General features: G+C 44.1%; 12 protein-coding genes and 1 tRNA gene. 10 read left to right on the forward strand and 3 right to left on the reverse strand.

Annotated elements, in window-relative coordinates:
- Nucleotides 1-99: 99 nt before the first annotated feature.
- From KQI39_RS06650 to KQI39_RS06695, 10 genes are all read left to right on the forward strand, one after another.
- Nucleotides 100-1,959 (forward strand): glycosyltransferase family 2 protein, encoded by a 1,860-nt coding sequence (locus tag KQI39_RS06650; protein ID WP_216417329.1) that lies wholly within the window; start codon nucleotides 100-102, stop codon nucleotides 1,957-1,959.
- 4 nt (nucleotides 1,960-1,963) lie between these two features.
- Nucleotides 1,964-2,920 (forward strand): glycosyltransferase family 2 protein, encoded by a 957-nt coding sequence (locus KQI39_RS06655; protein ID WP_148445016.1) that lies wholly within the window; start codon nucleotides 1,964-1,966, stop codon nucleotides 2,918-2,920.
- Between the two features lie 108 nt (nucleotides 2,921-3,028).
- Nucleotides 3,029-4,432 (forward strand): undecaprenyl-phosphate glucose phosphotransferase, encoded by a 1,404-nt coding sequence (locus KQI39_RS06660; RefSeq protein WP_148445015.1) that lies wholly within the window; start codon nucleotides 3,029-3,031, stop codon nucleotides 4,430-4,432.
- Between the two features lie 18 nt (nucleotides 4,433-4,450).
- Nucleotides 4,451-5,845, forward strand: coding sequence for an LCP family protein (locus KQI39_RS06665; protein ID WP_216417331.1), 1,395 nt, complete (start codon nucleotides 4,451-4,453; stop codon nucleotides 5,843-5,845).
- 68 nt (nucleotides 5,846-5,913) lie between these two features.
- The gene (locus tag KQI39_RS06670) at nucleotides 5,914-6,843 is read left to right on the forward strand and encodes a glycosyltransferase family 2 protein (protein ID WP_216417333.1); all 930 of its coding nucleotides are present in this window, start codon (nucleotides 5,914-5,916) and stop codon (nucleotides 6,841-6,843) included.
- Between the two features lie 124 nt (nucleotides 6,844-6,967).
- Complete coding sequence (locus KQI39_RS06675) at nucleotides 6,968-8,668, forward strand: S1C family serine protease (RefSeq protein WP_253293092.1); 1,701 nt, start codon at nucleotides 6,968-6,970, stop codon at nucleotides 8,666-8,668.
- A gap of 132 nt (nucleotides 8,669-8,800) precedes the next feature.
- Nucleotides 8,801-10,183: an ATP-dependent Clp protease ATP-binding subunit ClpX gene (clpX, locus tag KQI39_RS06680; RefSeq protein WP_243278882.1), complete on the forward strand. Its 1,383-nt coding sequence runs from the start codon at nucleotides 8,801-8,803 to the stop codon at nucleotides 10,181-10,183.
- A 36-nt stretch (nucleotides 10,184-10,219) separates the two neighbouring features.
- A complete protein-coding gene (locus KQI39_RS06685) occupies nucleotides 10,220-10,801 on the forward strand; it encodes a zinc ribbon domain-containing protein (RefSeq protein ID WP_216417335.1) in 582 nt (193 codons plus the stop codon).
- Nucleotides 10,802-10,880: 79 nt separating this feature from the next.
- Nucleotides 10,881-12,524, forward strand: coding sequence for a hypothetical protein (locus tag KQI39_RS06690; protein ID WP_216417337.1), 1,644 nt, complete (start codon nucleotides 10,881-10,883; stop codon nucleotides 12,522-12,524).
- A gap of 20 nt (nucleotides 12,525-12,544) precedes the next feature.
- Nucleotides 12,545-16,183, forward strand: coding sequence for a protein kinase domain-containing protein (locus KQI39_RS06695; RefSeq protein WP_216417339.1), 3,639 nt, complete (start codon nucleotides 12,545-12,547; stop codon nucleotides 16,181-16,183).
- Between the two features lie 28 nt (nucleotides 16,184-16,211).
- Here the strand turns inward: KQI39_RS06695 and KQI39_RS06700 are convergent, their stop codons facing one another.
- The 3 genes from KQI39_RS06700 to KQI39_RS06710 all read right to left on the reverse strand — a co-directional run bounded on the left by KQI39_RS06700 (nucleotide 16,212) and on the right by KQI39_RS06710 (nucleotide 17,628).
- Nucleotides 16,212-16,913, reverse strand: coding sequence for a protein phosphatase 2C domain-containing protein (locus tag KQI39_RS06700; protein WP_216417342.1), 702 nt, complete (start codon nucleotides 16,911-16,913; stop codon nucleotides 16,212-16,214).
- A gap of 13 nt (nucleotides 16,914-16,926) precedes the next feature.
- Entirely contained in the window at nucleotides 16,927-17,277 is a 351-nt protein-coding gene (locus tag KQI39_RS06705; RefSeq protein ID WP_148445007.1) for a DUF2500 domain-containing protein, read from the reverse strand.
- A 267-nt stretch (nucleotides 17,278-17,544) separates the two neighbouring features.
- Nucleotides 17,545-17,628, reverse strand: a tRNA-Leu gene (locus KQI39_RS06710).
- Between the last annotated feature and the right edge of the window lie 117 nt (nucleotides 17,629-17,745).

The following is a 17,745-nucleotide window of genomic DNA, read 5'->3' on the forward strand; positions in this document are numbered from 1 at the left end:
ATACGTAAGCTCAGTATAACACACTTTCTCTCTTCCTTGCAAAAAAAATGCGGTAATGTTAAAATACGTTTATCAAATTGAGTAATACGGAGAAAATATATGAGTAAAGATGATTCCACAGGAAAGATTCAATGGGACAGGCTTTTGAAGAAGCTTTCTCCCTATACAGTACAGAAAGGCCTGAGATATCTGAAACATTACGGTCTGAAAGAATTCTGGATCAGGCTTCATGAGCGTTTTGAGCCGGAAGAAGTTCCCTACGGACCCTGGTATGAGGCATACAGGCCAACGGAGGAGAAACTGGAGAAGCAGCGAAAGAGGAAGTTTCGTAACGGTCCGCTGATCAGTATTGTAGTGCCGGCATATCTGACGCCGGAGCGGTTCTTAAGACAGATGCTGGATTCCCTGCTTGCCCAGACTTATCAGAACTGGGAACTCTGTCTCGCAAATGGAAGCCCGGAAGATCCGGATATGCAGACCGTGCTGAAATCCTACGCAGAGATGGATAAGAGGATCCGCTATGAAGATCTGAAGGAAAATCTGGGCATTGCCGAGAATACCAATGCAGCTTTTGCCATGGCGAAAGGGGATTTTATTGCACTTCTGGATCATGATGATCTGCTTGCTCCAAATGCGCTGTATGAGATTGCAATTGCACTGGAGGAACATCCGGAGGCAGATGTGATCTATACAGATGAAGACAAGGTCACAACAGATCTGTCCGAGCATTTTCAGCCTCATCTGAAACCGGATTTTAACCTGGATCTCTTAAGATCCAACAATTATATCTGTCATTTTCTGGTTGTGAGACGTTCGGTTGTACAGAAAGCCGGAGGTTTCCGCAGAGAATTTGACGGAGCGCAGGACTATGATTTTATTTTCCGCTGTGTGGAACAGGCACGTGAGGTCATTCATGTACCGGAGATTCTTTATCACTGGAGAACCCACAAATCATCCACAGCAGATAATCCGGCAAGTAAAATGTATGCTTTCGAAGCAGGAAAGCGTGCCATTGAGGGAAACCTTGCACGTACCGGAACCCCGGGAACTGTGGAGCATACCCCGGATTTCGGATTTTACCGTGTGAAATATCCGGTGCAGGGAGAACCGCTGGTGTCTATTATCATCCCCAACCGGGAAGAAAAAGAGACTCTTAAGGCCTGTGTGGAATCTATTTTTGAAAAAACTACCTATAAGAATTATGAGATCATTATTGTGGAGAACAACAGCAGTTCCGACGAGATATTCCGTTACTACCGGAAACTTTCCCAAGACCCGAGAATCCGTCTGCTTCGCTGGAAAAAGGAATTCAATTATTCCGCAATCAATAATTTTGGAGTACGTCATGCGAAAGGAGATTATCTCCTTTTCCTGAATAATGATGTAAAAGTAATCAATCCGGACTGGCTTTCAGAAATGCTTGGCGTCTGCCAGCGGCCGGAGGTGGGAGCCGTCGGTGCCAAATTAATTTATCCGGACAACACTATCCAGCATGCGGGATGTGTCATCGGAATGGGCGGCATTGCGGGACATATGTTTGTAAATATGCCGGCGGAACGTACCGGATATCTGCATAAGGCATCCCTTCTGCAGGATATGAGTTGTGTGACAGCGGCCTGCATGATGATGAAGAAAAATGTTTTTCTGGAAGCCGGCGGCTTTACAGAAGAACTTGCGGTGGCGTTTAATGATGTGGATCTCTGCCTGAAGGTGAGAAGTCATGGACATCTGATTGTTTATGATCCGTACGTGAAACTTTACCATTACGAGTCCAAATCCAGAGGAGCAGAGGACAGTGAGGAAAAAGTCCGCCGCTTCCAGTCGGAAATCGAATATATCCGTTCTCACTGGATGGAGATCCTCAAAAACGGAGATCCGTACTATAACAAAAATCTTTCTCTGTCAAAATGGAATTATTCCCTGAAGCCTCTTCCGGGAATGGGAAAGAAGAAGGGATGAACCAATGCAGGAAGTATCAGTAGTCATACCGAATTTTAACGGAATGGCATATCTGGATGGCGTACTCTCAAGCCTTGAGAGGCAGACCATCCGCAATTTTGAAGTTATACTGGTGGACAATGGCTCCACAGATGGCAGCTGTGCTTTTGTTTCCGCGGAATATCCGTGGGTTCACATGATCCAGCTTCCGGAAAACTACGGATTCAGCAGAGCTGTGAATGAGGGAATTCATGCGGCACGTTCACCGTATGTTCTGCTTTTGAATAATGATACGGAAGCAGAACCGGATTTTCTGGAAGAAATGGTAGCGGCTCTCAGAAGACATAAAAAAGCTTTTTCCTGCCAGGCAAAAATGATCCAGCTTCACGACCATGACAAGATGGATGATGCGGGTAATTATTATTGTGCGCTGGGATGGGCGTTTGCCAGAGGAAAAGACAAGGACATTAACCATTACGATAAAGAGCAGAAGATTTTTTCCGCCTGTGCGGGAGCTGCCATTTACAGAAAAAAAATCATCGACCGGATCGGGGATTTTGATGAAGAGCATTTTGCCTATCTGGAGGATCTGGATATCGGATACCGCGCCCGGATTTTTGGGTACCAGAACTGGTATGCTCCAAAAGCGAAAGTTTATCATGTGGGAAGCGGAACGAGCGGTTCCAGATACAATCAGTTTAAGATCCGGTATTCGTCCAGAAATAATATTTACCTTATTTACAAGAACATGCCGTTTCTTCAGATCATACTGAATCTTCCGCTTCTGATTGTCGGATTTGGGGCAAAAATTCTGTTCTTTGCGTCAAAAGGTTTTGGACGGGAGTATCTGGCGGGAATCAAAAATGGTTTCCAGATCAGCCGAAAAGGAAAAAAAGTGAAGTTTTCCATGAGAAATTTTCCACGTTATATCCAGCTTCAGATTGAGCTCTGGATCAACATTTTTAGGCGTTTTGCCGGTTAAAACACCATATTTTCACAGAAATTTTATATTTCAGAGGGAAGATTTTGTTGCTTTTGGGATTCATCTATTATAAGATAAAGGCAATGAACTTAAATGAGGTGGCGGAAATTGATTAAAGATAACCAGAAAAATTTCAGTCGTCTCCATATGCTGATCGATGTATTTGTGATTGCGGCCTCCTATGCGCTGGCATGGCTGATCCGTTTTCAGGGAATTTTTGAGCATTCTGCGGTTCAGTCCAAGACTGTCCAGGAATATATGTTCATGCTGATTTTTATTATTCCAGGCTACGTGCTTCTTTACCAGGCTTTTGATCTTTATACACCGATGCGAATGCAGGGGCGTCGTCTCGTGCTTGCCGGAATTGTGAAGGCAAACGCGTTAGGGCTCCTTATCATCATGTTTGCACTTTATAATTTTAAAGAGTTGGATTATTCCCGTCTTACACTGGTTTCTTTCTGTGTGATCAACATTGTTCTGGAATGGTGTGTGCGTATGTTCATATTCTACATTCTCCGGGACATGCGAAAAAAGGGAATGAATCAGAAGCAGGTGCTGCTGGTAGGATACAGCCGCGCTGCCGAGGAATATGTAGACAGGATCCTGCAGAATCCGCAATGGGGATACGTGATCAGGGGTATACTGGATGACAATGTGCCGGCAGGCACTACCTACAAAGGGGTTAAGGTAATCGGCAGAATCGCCAATCTTATGATCATCCTTCCATCCAGCCGTCTGGATGAGATAGCCATTACCCTGGGCTTAAGTGAGTATTATCGTCTGGAAGAGATCGTTGCACTCTGTGAGAAATCCGGTGTGCACACGAAATTTATTCCGGATTATAATAATATTATTCCGACCAAACCATATACAGAAGATATTCTCGGGCTTCCGGTGATCAATATCCGGTATGTACCGCTGAGTAACACGTTTAATGCACTGATAAAAAGGACGATGGATATTATCGGTTCTTCGATCGCAATCATTGTTTCATCACCGGTGATGCTGATTCTGTGCATTCTGATCAAGCTTACCTCTCCGGGACCGCTGATCTATAAACAGGAACGTGTCGGACTGCATAATCAGACTTTCCGAATGTATAAATTCCGTTCCATGGAAATTCAGAAGGAGTCTGAAGAAAAAAAAGCATGGACTGTAAAAAACGATCCAAGAGTTACCGGTATCGGGAAGTTTATGCGTCATACCAGTCTTGATGAACTTCCACAGCTTTTTAACATCCTGAAAGGGGAAATGAGTCTTGTGGGGCCAAGACCGGAGCGGCCGTTTTTTGTAGAAAAGTTTCGGGAGGAAATACCACGGTATATGGTAAAACATCAGGTGCGTCCGGGCCTTACCGGATGGGCACAGGTAAATGGTTACCGTGGTGACACTTCTATCAGGAAGAGGATCGAATGTGATCTGTACTATATCGAAAACTGGTCTGTAGGATTCGATATCAAGATCATGTTCCTCACCATATTCAAGGGCTTTATCAACAAGAATGCATACTAAAAAGGGGAAAAGGAAAAGATGTCAAAACCTCGGAAAAAAAGGAAAAAAGTTCTGTTTATCCTGGAAATTATCGTACTGCTCCTGTTTATAGGTGGTCTGTACGTTTACGGACAGATTTCAGCCAAACTGGATAAGATTGATATTCAGGAGACAGATCTTCAGGAGCAGGATATCGTAACCAATGATCAGGCACCGCAGATGACAGGATATACCACATATGCACTGTTCGGACTGGATCACAGAAGCAAAAATGAGAAGCTGAATACAGAGAACAGTGATACTATCATCATTGCAAGTATCAACAATGACACAAAAGCAGTCAAGCTTGTGTCTGTCTATCGAGATACACTTCTGAATGTGAAAGATGATACCTATTCCAAAGCAAACGCAGCCTATGCGCTGGGCGGTCCGACACAGGCTGTCAATATGCTGAATACCAATCTGGATCTGAATATTACAGATTATGTGGCAATTGATTTTGATGCTTTGGTAACGGTAATAGACTGTCTTGGCGGCCTTGATATCCCGTTGTCCTATGCAGAGATTGTGCATATGAATAACTACAGCGTGGAAACTTCTGAAGAGACAGGCAAGAGTTACACCCCTGTTGAACTGCCGGATCCGAAACCGGAAGATCAGGAAGCAATTGTGGGAACTTACCATCTGAATGGTGTACAGGCTACTTCTTACTGCCGTATCCGTTATACTGCAAGTCTGGATATGGGACGTACAGAAAGACAGAGAAGGGTAATCCAGATGATTGTAGATAAGGCAAAAAAAGCCGGACTTTCCACAATCTTTGATATTATGGACCAGGTATTCCCGATGGTTAAGACTTCTGTTTCCAAAACAGAAATCCTGAAAATGATTCCGGCAATGATCGGATATGGAATTGACGAAACCACAGGATTCCCGCAGGATTACAAATTTGCTACAGTTAAGGGCAGCGTAATTGTACCGACAACTCTGGAATCCAATGTTCTGAAACTGCACCAGTTCCTGTATGGAAATACAAATTATGCACCGACAGAAGATGTACTGAACAAGAGTGCACAGATTACCACAATTGCAGGCGGCGGTGAGGCACAGAGCACATCTCCGGCAGCGACGGAGGCTCCGGGTACCACAACGGATGATTCATATACATGGCAGGGGGATACGGATACTTCATATTCCTATGATTACAGCAGCGACGACAGTGATTACAGCGACAATACGGATTACAGCGGCGGTGATAATACCGATTACGGTGATAACACGGATTACTCCGGTGGTGGAGACAATACGGATTATTCCGGTGGTGGAGACGACACGGACTATTCCGGTGGTGGAGATGATGCTGGAAGTGATTATTCCGCAGAAGATTCCGGTGGCGATTCCGGCGGCGGTGAGGATCTTTCAGACGGAGAATAAAAAAGAAATAATCAATCAGAAGAAGGACCATCCAGTAACGGGTGGTCCTTTCTGGACAGGAGAAAATTATGAATACAGTGAAAACAGATGTAATCATTCCGGCATACCGTCCGGGGGAGGAATTTGAGAAACTTCTGGAACGTCTCAGTGCTCAGAAATATCCGGTTAACAGAATTATTGTTATGAATACAGAAGAAAAATTCTGGAAAAAAACATGGGAGGAAAAATATCCTCTTGTGGAAGTGCACCATCTTACAAAGGAAGAGTTTGATCACGGGGCAACAAGAAGACGAGGCGCAGAGCTGTCCGATGCAGAAATTCTGGTTTTTATGACACAGGATGCCCTGCCGGCAGACAGGGAACTGATCGGCAGTCTTGTTACAGCGATACAGGAAAATGAGAAGGTCGGTGCTGCCTATGCCAGACAGCTTCCAAAAAGTGATTGTGGTTTCCTGGAAAAATATACCCGTTCTTTTAATTATCCGTCAGAGTCCTGCCTGAAAACAGAGAAGGATCTGGCAACACGGGGAATTAAAACCTATTTCTGTTCCAATGTCTGTGCTGCCTATGATCACAAAATTTATAACGAAATCGGTGGATTTCTGGAACATGCGATTTTTAATGAAGATATGATTTATGCAGGATGGATGGTAAAAAAAGGATACGGAGTTGCCTATGTGGCAGAGGCAAGAGTTTACCATTCCCATAATTACAGCTGCGCGCAGCAGTTTCACAGAAATTTTGACCTTGGTGTTTCCCAGGCGGAGCATCCGGAGATATTTGAGGGAGTTCCATCTGAAGGGGAGGGAATCCGGCTGGTGAAAAAAAGTATGGCATATCTGACAAAAACAGGACACATCTGGATGATACCGGGACTGTTTTTTCAGAGCGCTTCCAAATATGCGGGATATTTTCTCGGAAAGCGATATAAAAAACTTCCTGAAAAGCTGATTCTATCCTGCACCATGAGTCCGGAATACTGGAAGAAAAAGAAATAAACAAACCGGATCAGAGGGTCACTCTTTTTTAAAAGATATATCACAGTTTGAACACAATTGCCTGTTAAACTGTGTCTTATAAAGCGATGGCAGAAGAAAAAATAAAGAAGGGAGCACCAGAATCATGAGTGAAGAAAACAGATGGGGTGAAAACCTGCCGGAAACAGGCGGCAACGCTCCTAAAGAGGGTAATGCTCTGAATACTTATGGAAATACAGACACTGGCAGTGCAACAGGCAGTGGCATGGATCATATAGAGACCGTACAGGAAGAGAAAACAGATTCTGACAGAAGAACATCTGAAGTGAATTTCACAATGGAAAAACCACTGACACATCCATATTCAGCAGGTAGACGGATGCAGGAGGGCAATGCCGGAAACACACAGAATGGCGGTATGGCTCAGGAAAAACCGAAATACGGACATTATGAAGTACATCAGCCTCAGGCCGGAAATTATGCAGGAGGAAGCATTCCACCCAAAAAACCACAAAAACCAAAAACATCCGGTGGAAATGGGAATAACGGTTTTGGCAAAAAAGCAGCGACAGCAGTGGCTCTGGCTGTGATTTTCGGACTGGTTGCGGGTGCAGTATTCCAGGGAGTGAATATTGCAGCTGATAAATTCATAAAAGATGGCAGCAGTACACAGATTGAAAAAACAGAAACCATTGACGGAACAGACAACAGCAGTGCAGATAATAGTTCCACAGATTCCAGCGTACAGGATATTGTGGCAGAAAGCGGTACGGTAGCAGGCGTTGCACAGGCAACGATGCCATCTATTGTGGCAATTACTTCCGTCAGTGTTCAGGAGATCCCGAGCTTTTTCGGATATGGAACACGTCAGTATCAGAGTGCGGGAAGCGGATCCGGAATCATTGTAGGTGAAAATGACAGTGAGCTTCTGATTGCAACCAACAATCACGTAGTATCCGGTGCAACAACACTTACCGTATGTTTCGCGGATGGTGATGTTGTCGGTGCGGAAGAAGAAACACAGGCAATGGCCAGCGGTGACAATTCCGGAAACGATGTGGATGTTGATAATGCGGTTTCAGCCAAGATCAAAGGTACCGATGAAGAAAATGACCTGGCAGTGATCGCAGTGGAGAAATCAGACATTCCGGAAGCAACTATGAGTAAGATCAAGATTGCACAGCTTGGAAGCTCCGATGATCTGGTTGTAGGAGAGCAGGTAGTTGCGATTGGTAATGCACTTGGATATGGTCAGTCTGTAACTTCCGGATGGGTAAGTGCCCTGAACCGCAGCATCAGTACAGAAGAAGGAGAGACATCCGGACTCATTCAGACAGATGCGGCAATCAATCCAGGAAACAGTGGCGGCGCACTTCTTAATATGAAGGGTGAAGTAATTGGAATTAATGCTGCCAAATATGCGGACAGCCAGGTAGAAGGCATGGGATATGCGATTCCGATTTCCAAGGCAGAGCCAATTCTGGAGGAGCTGATGAACCGCCAGACACGTGATAAGGTGGAGGATTCTTCCAAGGTTGGTTATCTGGGAATTAAGGCGGCTGATCTTACAACAGAAGCGATCCAGATGTATAATATGCCGGCAGGTGCTTTCCTTACACAGGTAACAGAAGGCGGTGCGGCCGACAATGCCGGAATAAAAAAAGGCGATATTATCGTGAAGCTGGATGGACAGAAAGTAAGTGGTAAGGATGATCTGGTAAGCAAGCTTCAGTATTACGAGTCCGGAGAAACCATTGAAGTGGTAATTGCCAGAGCAGAAAGCGGAGAATATAAGGAACAGACCGTGGAAGTTACACTGGGAAGCAAGCCATCTTCTGATAACTAGAAGAAAACAGCGAATAGAATTTATACAGGGAGCTGCAGGAAAAATGCAGCTCCCTGGTTTTATAAAAAGTTAATTTGATACCTGAGGATTATGTGCTATAATATGCATAATAAAAACGAGAAAGGAAACGTTATGGCAGAGTTTGATAATAATAAAGACAATGATCAGGAGCAGAAATATGAAAAATTCTGCTTTTTATGCCGCAGACCGGAGAGTCAGGCAGGGAAGATGATTGACCTTCCCAATAATATACATATCTGTGCAGACTGCATGCAGAAGAGCTTCGATACTATGAATACACAGATGAGTAACGGAAATTATTCCGATCTTTTTAACATGCCGAATGTGAGTATGATCGACCTCAGCAGTCTTCAGAATCCGGGAAATCAGGCGAAGAAAATCAAGAAGAAATCCGAAACCCCGAAGCCGGTGATCAATCTTAAAGATATTCCGGCACCGCATAAAATCAAGGCAACATTGGACGAATACGTGATCGGACAGGAATATGCCAAGAAAGTAATGTCTGTAGGTGTCTATAATCATTATAAGAGAGTTGCCACAGACACCATGGATGATATTGAGATCGAGAAATCCAATATGCTGATGATCGGACCGACAGGCTGTGGTAAGACTTATCTGGTGAAGATGCTTGCCAAACTTCTTGAGGTGCCGCTTGCTATTGCAGATGCCACATCTCTTACAGAGGCAGGATATATCGGCGATGACATCGAGAGCGTAGTATCCAAGCTTCTTGCAGCGGCAGATAATGACGTGGAGAAAGCAGAGCATGGAATTATCTTTATCGATGAGATCGACAAGATTGCCAAGAAGAAGAACACCAACCAGAGAGATGTCAGCGGTGAGGCTGTTCAGCAGGGACTTCTGAAACTTCTGGAAGGAAGTGAGGTTGAGGTGCCGGTAGGTGCCACCAGCAAGAACGCAATGGTCCCGATGGTAACGGTAAATACAAGAAATATCCTATTTATCTGTGGCGGTGCGTTCCCAGATCTTGAGAACATCATCAAGGAGAGGCTGAATAAGCAGGCGTCCATCGGATTTTATGCAGATCTGAAGGATAAATATGACAATGATCCACATGTCCTGGAGAAAGTTACCGTAGATGATCTCCGTGCGTTTGGAATGATCCCGGAGTTTATCGGACGTCTTCCGATTATCTTTACACTGAACGGACTGACAGAGGACATGCTTGTGAAGATTCTTAAGGAGCCGAAGAATGCTATTCTCAAGCAGTACCAGAAACTTCTGGCTCTGGATGAGGTAAAACTTGAGTTTGAGGACGGAGCCCTTCATGCCATCGCACGTAAAGCGCTGGAGCGTCACACAGGGGCCAGAGCGCTTCGTGCGATCCTGGAAGAGTATATGCTGGATATCATGTACGAGATCCCGAAGGACGACAATATCGGTGAAGTAGTGATCACAGAAGGTTATATCCAGGGAAATGGCGGACCGAAGATTCTGATGCGTGGTCAGGAAACTCCGCTCATTGAAGGGTGAAAACGTGTTTTATAAAAGAAAAGGAGCGTGACAGATATGGCGAATTTTTGGGATGATCTTGGAAATACACTGACACGGAAGGCGAAGGGGCTCAGCTCCAGAGCAGAAAATCTTTATGAGATTCAGAAAATCCGGAATAAGCTTTCTGCACAGGAGCGTATGACAGAGAAGTTGATGATGGATATCGGAAAACTGATCTATACCCGTTATGAGCACGGGGAGGCAGTGGATGGTGAAGTAGGAGCAATCTGTGAAGAGATCAGTCAGCATATGCTGGAGGCGGATCACTTCCGGGATGCCATTGCAGCCAGCAAAGGTGAAAAATTCTGCCCGGCCTGCCATAAGGCAGTTATGCGGGAAGCAAGTTTCTGCCCTTACTGTGGAGCCGCGTGTCCTACTGCAGAGCTGGAAGAAAAAGCCACAGACGTAATCGAGCAGGCAGAGGAAGAGCTGAAAGACGCAGCAGAGGCAGAAGTTGCGGAAGCAGAGGAAGTAACAGAAACTGTGAAAACTGAAGAAGCCGCTCCGGAAGCAGAGGTTTCGGAAGAGACAGATACACAGGAAGTGGTGGAAGAAGCAGAAAAAACTGCAACAGAATCCGAAGAGAAAACAGAATAAATATTTGAAGATGTGGCAGGCTCCTGAGAGAAAGGGAGCCTGTTGCTGTATTTTTTACAGGGAAAGGAAATAAAAACATATGGAAAATACAGGCCTTCAATATGAGAACAGTCTCACAAGACAGGCAGAAGAAGCAATGGATATGTGGACGAAAGAACTGGCGGATATGAGTGAAGAACTGATGAACGACCCCATGGCTGTTGTCAGGAGCCTGAATGATGCCAGAAATCTCTGCACGGCCGGATTTTTGATGAGAAGGCAGATACAGGTCTCTTTTCCGGAGCTTCTGGGTGGTGTTTCCGAAGAAACAGGGGAATCTTATGAAGATCTGACCGTAAACAACAATGTCCCATGGCCGGAGAAATTTCTTAAAGTTCTGAGCTCCAGGCTGGAAAAATATATGTTAAAGGAACAGGACGAGGTAGTAAAGGCAACCGAATGGTTTCAGTGGCTCAGTGACAAAAAATATCCCAGAAAAAGGGAACTTGCGGTAAAACTGTCTTTTCTTTTAAATATGGATGATTATACTACGACAAAATTTCTCCTTGCCTGTGGACATGAACCGTTCAGCGTAAGAAATCCGCTGGACTGTATCTGCCTGTTCTGCAAAATGCTGCGTCCCCGGGGAGACTGGACCAAAGTAAAAAGCATACTCAAAAAATATGAACAGAACAGGCCACGGTATGATGAAGAAGATGCCGGAAAAATACAGTCTGTAGGTAATATGGGTATGACCAGAATGATCAGCAACCAGATACCGGAACTGGCCGGTATCAGTGTCCCGGAATCCGAACGGGAAGATATGGAAGATAAGCTGATCGAATACATGTATTCCGTAGATTCAGAGTTTACCAGACGAAAAAACCTCGTGAAGAAAGATAAAAAAACGAAAAAAGTGATATCGGATAATCTTTCTGTTTATTATTCCGGATACTCCCTGCAGCGAAGAAAAGACCTGATGGAACTGACACGCTATCTTGTAAAACTCTATCCAACTTACGATTACTGGGCATATCACAAAGGTGACCGCAGAAGCGACGCAGTCGGAAAGGTCTCAAATTCCGGAGACAATCAGGTTAAGGTGGAGATCGCAGAAGATGGTTATCCGGATATGGGAAGCCTGGCCAAGGCATTTATGTGTGCTCATGGCTGGCAGTTTGCGGAACCCGGGGAGCTTGGCCTGCCATCTCATGGAAGTCTGAAGACGAAACATGATAATATACCATTTAATAAAGAGATTTATCTTGTGTGTAAAGCTTATGAGAGAAGCAACCGTCTGGGTGCCATCAGACGTTTTGTGGAAAAACCGGACAATGCGGCCATTGTTGAACGTAAAGATATATTGCTGCTCGCATATCTGTTTATTTCCGGATATTCAAGAAATGAAAATGAAGATTTGCGGGATGAACTTTATGAAATGGCAGAAGCAAACGAAGAAAAACATTTTTCTGAAAATCTGGAAAACATTCTCGGGCAGCTGGAAGATGCGGTTGAATGCTGGGATGAATACGAAAAAATAGAAGGTTATATCAGCTGTATTAACGGATTTCTGATGATGTTTTCTTTTGACCCTCTTTATCCGCCATTTCCTCTGGACCGTTTTGTTCTTTATGCGCTTGTGGCGGAAGAGATAGGAACACCGGCTCTGTCATGGGATGGAAAAACAGAGAATTTAAGTGATATGTGGCTGGAATCCGGATACGGAAATATGGAAGAAGTGTGAATAAGAAAGGGATAAAAATAATGCGAAAAGTACTGCGGGAGGGAACATGGATCCGTTTATCCCAGGGTGAACTGTATAAAATTACCGGAACGCCTGTCGGAGAAGGCGGCGGAAGTATCGTATACCCGTGTAAAAAAATATCTCATTTTAATGGGAAAATTACAGTCAGTGAAATTGACTATGCGTTAAAAGAGTGTTTTCCACTGTCATCTGCCTTTGTTTTTGAGCGCAGGGAAGATGGTGAGATCGTATCTGCAACAGAAAATCCGGCAGCAGTCCGTTATCTTAATTCTGTCAGAAAAATGCAGATGCAGGAGCAGGAAATAACAGGAAAAATTTACAATACCGCGGCTAGAACGATTCCTGTCATTAGTGCTTCCTGGGAAGTTGAGCTCTCTTTTGATGAGGGACATACCTTTCATCTGGTAAATAATACACTTACAGTCATGACATCACTGGAATCCAAAGGAAAAGCACTGAAATCTTATCTTTCCCGGGGAGAAAAACTTTCGGTTGTCCAGGCATTTCAGATCATAAAACAGGTATTATTTGCGGTAAAGGAAGTCCATGAAGCAGGTTTTCTCCATCTGGATATCCAAGACGGAAATGTTTTTATAAAAGGAAGCCTTTCGGCGGAAGATAATCTGGTTTCTCTGGTGGATTTTGGAGCGGCGAGACCTGTCTGCGAGGACGGGTTATGTCCTGTGATTCGTGACAGAGCATTATTTTCCACAATGGGATTCGAGTCGCCGGAGATTGTCGGGCACAATGATGGAACTCTGAGGCTGGGAGCAGAGGCAGATCTGTACAGTGTGGGATACCTGCTTCTTCTGATGCTGACCGGAAAGAGATACACCCAGAGGGAACTTGACTCTGCGAATATCGGCCTGTATCTTTCAAAAAGAAAACTGAAAAAGCTGAACTGTCCGGCTCATATGGCGGATAAAGTCCATCAGATCATTTCGAAAGCGTTAAAGAAAACGCCGGAGGAGCGATATCATTCCTGTGAAGAAATGCTGGCAGATGTATCGGATCTTATTCATGCGCTGCAGCCGTATAAAAGCGATCTTTCCCAGGTTGTATATGATGCGTTTATCTGCTATCGTCATGGGGAAACGGACAGCCAGGCTGCAAAAATACTTCAGCAGAAACTGGAACATTTCCACATTCCGTGGATGCGTAAAAATAAAATAAAAAAGATCAGACGGGTTTTTATGGACGAAGGGGAACTGTCATCCTGTTCTGATTTTGGGCTTCAGATCCGGGAAGCGCTGAAAAATTCAGGATGGCTGATCGTGATCTGCTCTTCTGAAACTAAAGATTCCCCCTGGGTTAATCTGGAAATAAAAACATTTCTTGAATTTCATGACCGATCCAGAATACTTGCCGTAGTAACAGATGGAGAACCGGAAGAAGTTTTTCCAAAGGAACTGCTGGGCAGTGACAGGACCGCAGAGGTTCTTGCTGCCGATGCAAGAGGGGAAACACCAGAACAGGTGATACGAAATGTAAAGAAAGATGTACTGTTAAAGATTGCTGCTCCCATCTTAGGAACCACATATGATTCTCTGAAACAGAGACAGAGAAATTATATCATAAAGAAATATGCAGTCATTGGCTCCCTGGCTGTGCTGATGGCAAATGCTTTTTTTCTGTTTGCCATGGACAGAAACCGCAGGATTGAAGAACAGAACCGGCGGATCCTGGAAAACAGGGCAGAGGATCAGGTGGCTCTGTCTGGGGAACTTTTGAAGGAAGGAAACCGGGAAGAAGCACTGCAGGCTGCTCTGGAGGCACAGGAAGACGGGGATACTCCAGTGATTCCGGAAGAGATCTATGCATTGAATTCTGCCCTGTACAGTTATCATCATGAAGGAAATGTAGAAGGCTTCCGACCGGACAGACAGGTGGAACTGGAAAATAATACAACGGATATCGGTGAAAGCAGTCCGGATGGAAAGGTGTTTTTCTGTCTGGATGAATCCGGAATCGCGTATTTTTACAATATGGAAGACTGGTCTTTGCAGTGGAAGTGTAAACTGGAAGAAGAAACTTCTATATTTATAGATGGAAAATTTGTTTCCGAAGGAAAAATATTGTTGTTTTCACAGAACACAGCGTACTACATGGACATTGAACAGCAGAAATGTATAAAAAGGATTTCGTTAAAAGAAGACGACAACATGCTGGAAACTCCGGTCTGGGCACTTCATGATGGGATGCTTGTATTTGGCTGCGAGTCTCTGGATGGAGTTTATGTGTATCGGTATGATCTGAACCATGGCAGCATGAAAAAGATCAGACTGACTGTGGACGCAATGGATCATATAACTTCCATCGCAATTTCTCCGGACGGAAATATGCTGGCAGTCAGCTGGCTTGATTATGCTTCCGGAGATATCTGGGACGGAGGTATTCAGACGGTTGATCTGAATACAGGAAAACAGACAACACTGGAAGCCAATCATGTTTCTACGATCCGTTTTATCAGTAATTCGGAATTTCTTACCATAGAATGTGAGAACGTGCCTTTTGGAAACAGTGGAATCGATGATAAAAAAAGATACCGCGAGGTAATATATCAGCTGGAAAAGGGAAAAGTGTGGGAAAATACGACCCATTACCTGCGGACACAGTATGAAGATTCGCTGTATGCAGATGCGGCAGTATATGAAGATTTTCAGTTTGACAGTGAAAAAAAGGCAGATGTGATCTTCGTCAACCTGGGTACACATCTGATGCTCATTGACAGGAATACATACAATATATTATGCGAAGAAGATTTTGCATATCCAATCGTAAAAATGGCAGTGTATGATGAAAGTACAGTGCTGCTTGGTCTTGCGGACGGAAGTGTGGAACGGTTCTGGATGGATAATCATCAGAAGATTTTTTCCGTGGAAGACCGTTCTGTTGGCGGTTTTTTATATGATTCGAATAAAAAAGTGATCATTCAGATGAAGGACGGGACGCCGTTTCTGGTTATTTCTCAGATCGCGCAGGATGCATCCATGAAACCGGCAGAGGCGCAGGATATAAAAAAGAAAATTCAGACAGAAGAAACTGTGGAGGAAACGACGGAAGAGACGCAAGTTCAGGGAACGTCAACGAAGCGTTTTGCAGTTGTAGGTGATACATCCATTGATGTGTATGACGGAGGGAAGAAAGAGCCGTTTTTCACAATTCCCCGTAATGGGGCAGAGGAACCGCTGGTGGCATTTTTTAAAAGAGATGAACAGTTGGTAGTATACTGCAACAAAAAAGTTACAATCTGGGATCTTGCTTCCGGAAAAAACATTGCGACACAGGTGGTGGATACGGATTCTGCACAGAAAACAGATATTTTGACAGATCCGAAAGGAAGATATCTGGCGCTGTATACAAAAGAGGGCCAGGTAAGCATCAGTTCCCTTGACGGATGGCTGGAAAGAGTACTGAATATCTATTCTGTGGATGAAAATTCTCAGCTGCACCCGTATGCGGATATTCCTTATGCCTATGTGGATTTTGAGAAAGAGATGGTATATGCGCTGGGACGGGATGACGACAGATATTATGGTATTCCTTTCTACGGGTACGGAGAGATGAGGGAAAAAGCGGAGCAGATCCTGGGAGCCAGAAAAGAGAAAACTGTGGATATCACATATATTTCCGAATGATTTTGCCAAAATGTCCGTATCACTGACGTTATTGTCTGGAACAGGGAGCATCTAACTCACAGAGTACATAGCTCATATCATCAAAATTTCTGGTGTTTATCATTTTCTGATTCAGGAGATCCTGATTCTGCACAGAAAAGATACCGGAAGTGAGAGGAACGTTCAGGCTGTTCATTCCATCGGATAAAAGAATGATCCTTCTGGCACCAGGTTTTGTCCAGCGATAAAAACGCAGATAATAAAAAAGAGGGCAGTTCATGGTCAGATAGGTTGAATTTGGGGTATTTCCACTTTGGGGTGAAGAAACGGTCTGCAGGCGGTTGGAACTGTTAATGTTCCATAATATGCATCCATCTCCCAGATGTACACCGATAAATCTGCCGTTTTTGTCCATGGAAATGGCGAGTATGGTTGTTGCCAGCAGTCTGGGAGCGATCTGCATTTCTTTTGCCATTTTTTTCAGTTCGTTATTTATTGTCCGGGTGAGCTGCATTTTGATATCGGGAAGTGCGTTATGGAGATATTGCTCAAAATTAGAATGAAGATTCCGGGCCAGAATACTTGCAGTTACACTGGCTGCAATGCCACCATAGGGGCTGCTTCCAGCCCCGTCGCATAAAACAATGGTTGTCTGTGTGGCATCGGAAAGTATTCTGATCTGATCCTGACACCGGCTGATATCAAATCCGTGGCATTTCCCGGCAGTGCGGAAAGATCGTACATGAATCATAGAAAGTGTCCTTTCAGCGGATTGGATTGGTTATTTCTCTCTGGAAGGAGAGGATGGTGTTTCCCTGATAGCGGATAATTCCGATATCATTTACAGAAAAAAGTACTTTATGATTTTCAAAGGTTCTGAGTTTTAAACGTTCTCCGTCTTCACATTCAACGAGATACCATCCAACCATGTGTGCACCTGGAAGTTTTGCGAGGATTTTTACACGTTTTGTGATGACAGGCTTGGTTTTGTCGGAATTTTTTATAAAGTAGAAAACTATCCATGCTAAAATGGAGATGCCGGCCAGTACAATAATAAATGCTATGAAAGTGCTGAGAAATTCGTTGGGATCGTAATGATCAAATCTGATAGTCATATTTTTTCCTCCTGTTTTACATATGAATGAAGTTAATTGGTAATTGGTGTCTAAAGTTTAGGGCTTCATGATCGGATCCTCCTTTTGTAAATGTGTTGTCCTTTGAACTGACTACATCATAGCGAAAGTGGGAGAGAACCCGGGTTTTACTTTTTTCTCCGGATTTTTTGAGGAAAAATGAGAAAAATAAAAAGAGCTGCTGCCTCTGGATAAATATTCATCCGGAAGCAACAGCTCCTTTTTGATTTTGGATAAAATAAAAAAGAATGCAGGAAATGGGACTTGAACCCACACGATCTTGCGACCACAGGCACCTGAAGCCTGCGCGTCTGCCAATTCCGCCATTCCTGCATTTTTTCAACCGGCTTACTTCACTTTGTTTAGCTCCGCTCGTCGACTGCTCACTTATAATAACCCAAGAATTGAATAATGTCAATAGAAAAATTCAAAAAAATTAAAAAAATTTGA

Source organism: Blautia sp. MSJ-36 (genome assembly GCF_018917985.1).
Taxonomy (GTDB): Bacteria; Bacillota; Clostridia; order Lachnospirales; family Lachnospiraceae; genus Blautia_A.

Excerpts from the sequence above, each read along its gene's own strand:
- KQI39_RS06650 (WP_216417329.1), top strand. The coding sequence starts at position 100 with ATGAGTAAAGATGATTCCACAGGAAAGATTCAATGGGACAGGCTTTTG.
- KQI39_RS06655 (WP_148445016.1), top strand. The coding sequence starts at position 1,964 with ATGCAGGAAGTATCAGTAGTCATACCGAATTTTAACGGAATGGCATAT.
- KQI39_RS06665 (WP_216417331.1), top strand. The coding sequence starts at position 4,451 with ATGTCAAAACCTCGGAAAAAAAGGAAAAAAGTTCTGTTTATCCTGGAA.
- KQI39_RS06670 (WP_216417333.1), top strand. The coding sequence starts at position 5,914 with ATGAATACAGTGAAAACAGATGTAATCATTCCGGCATACCGTCCGGGG.
- KQI39_RS06675 (WP_253293092.1), top strand. The coding sequence starts at position 6,968 with ATGAGTGAAGAAAACAGATGGGGTGAAAACCTGCCGGAAACAGGCGGC.
- clpX (WP_243278882.1), top strand. The coding sequence starts at position 8,801 with ATGGCAGAGTTTGATAATAATAAAGACAATGATCAGGAGCAGAAATAT.
- KQI39_RS06685 (WP_216417335.1), top strand. The coding sequence starts at position 10,220 with ATGGCGAATTTTTGGGATGATCTTGGAAATACACTGACACGGAAGGCG.
- KQI39_RS06690 (WP_216417337.1), top strand. The coding sequence starts at position 10,881 with ATGGAAAATACAGGCCTTCAATATGAGAACAGTCTCACAAGACAGGCA.
- KQI39_RS06695 (WP_216417339.1), top strand. The coding sequence starts at position 12,545 with ATGCGAAAAGTACTGCGGGAGGGAACATGGATCCGTTTATCCCAGGGT.
- KQI39_RS06700 (WP_216417342.1), bottom strand. The coding sequence starts at position 16,913 with ATGATTCATGTACGATCTTTCCGCACTGCCGGGAAATGCCACGGATTT.
- KQI39_RS06705 (WP_148445007.1), bottom strand. The coding sequence starts at position 17,277 with ATGACTATCAGATTTGATCATTACGATCCCAACGAATTTCTCAGCACT.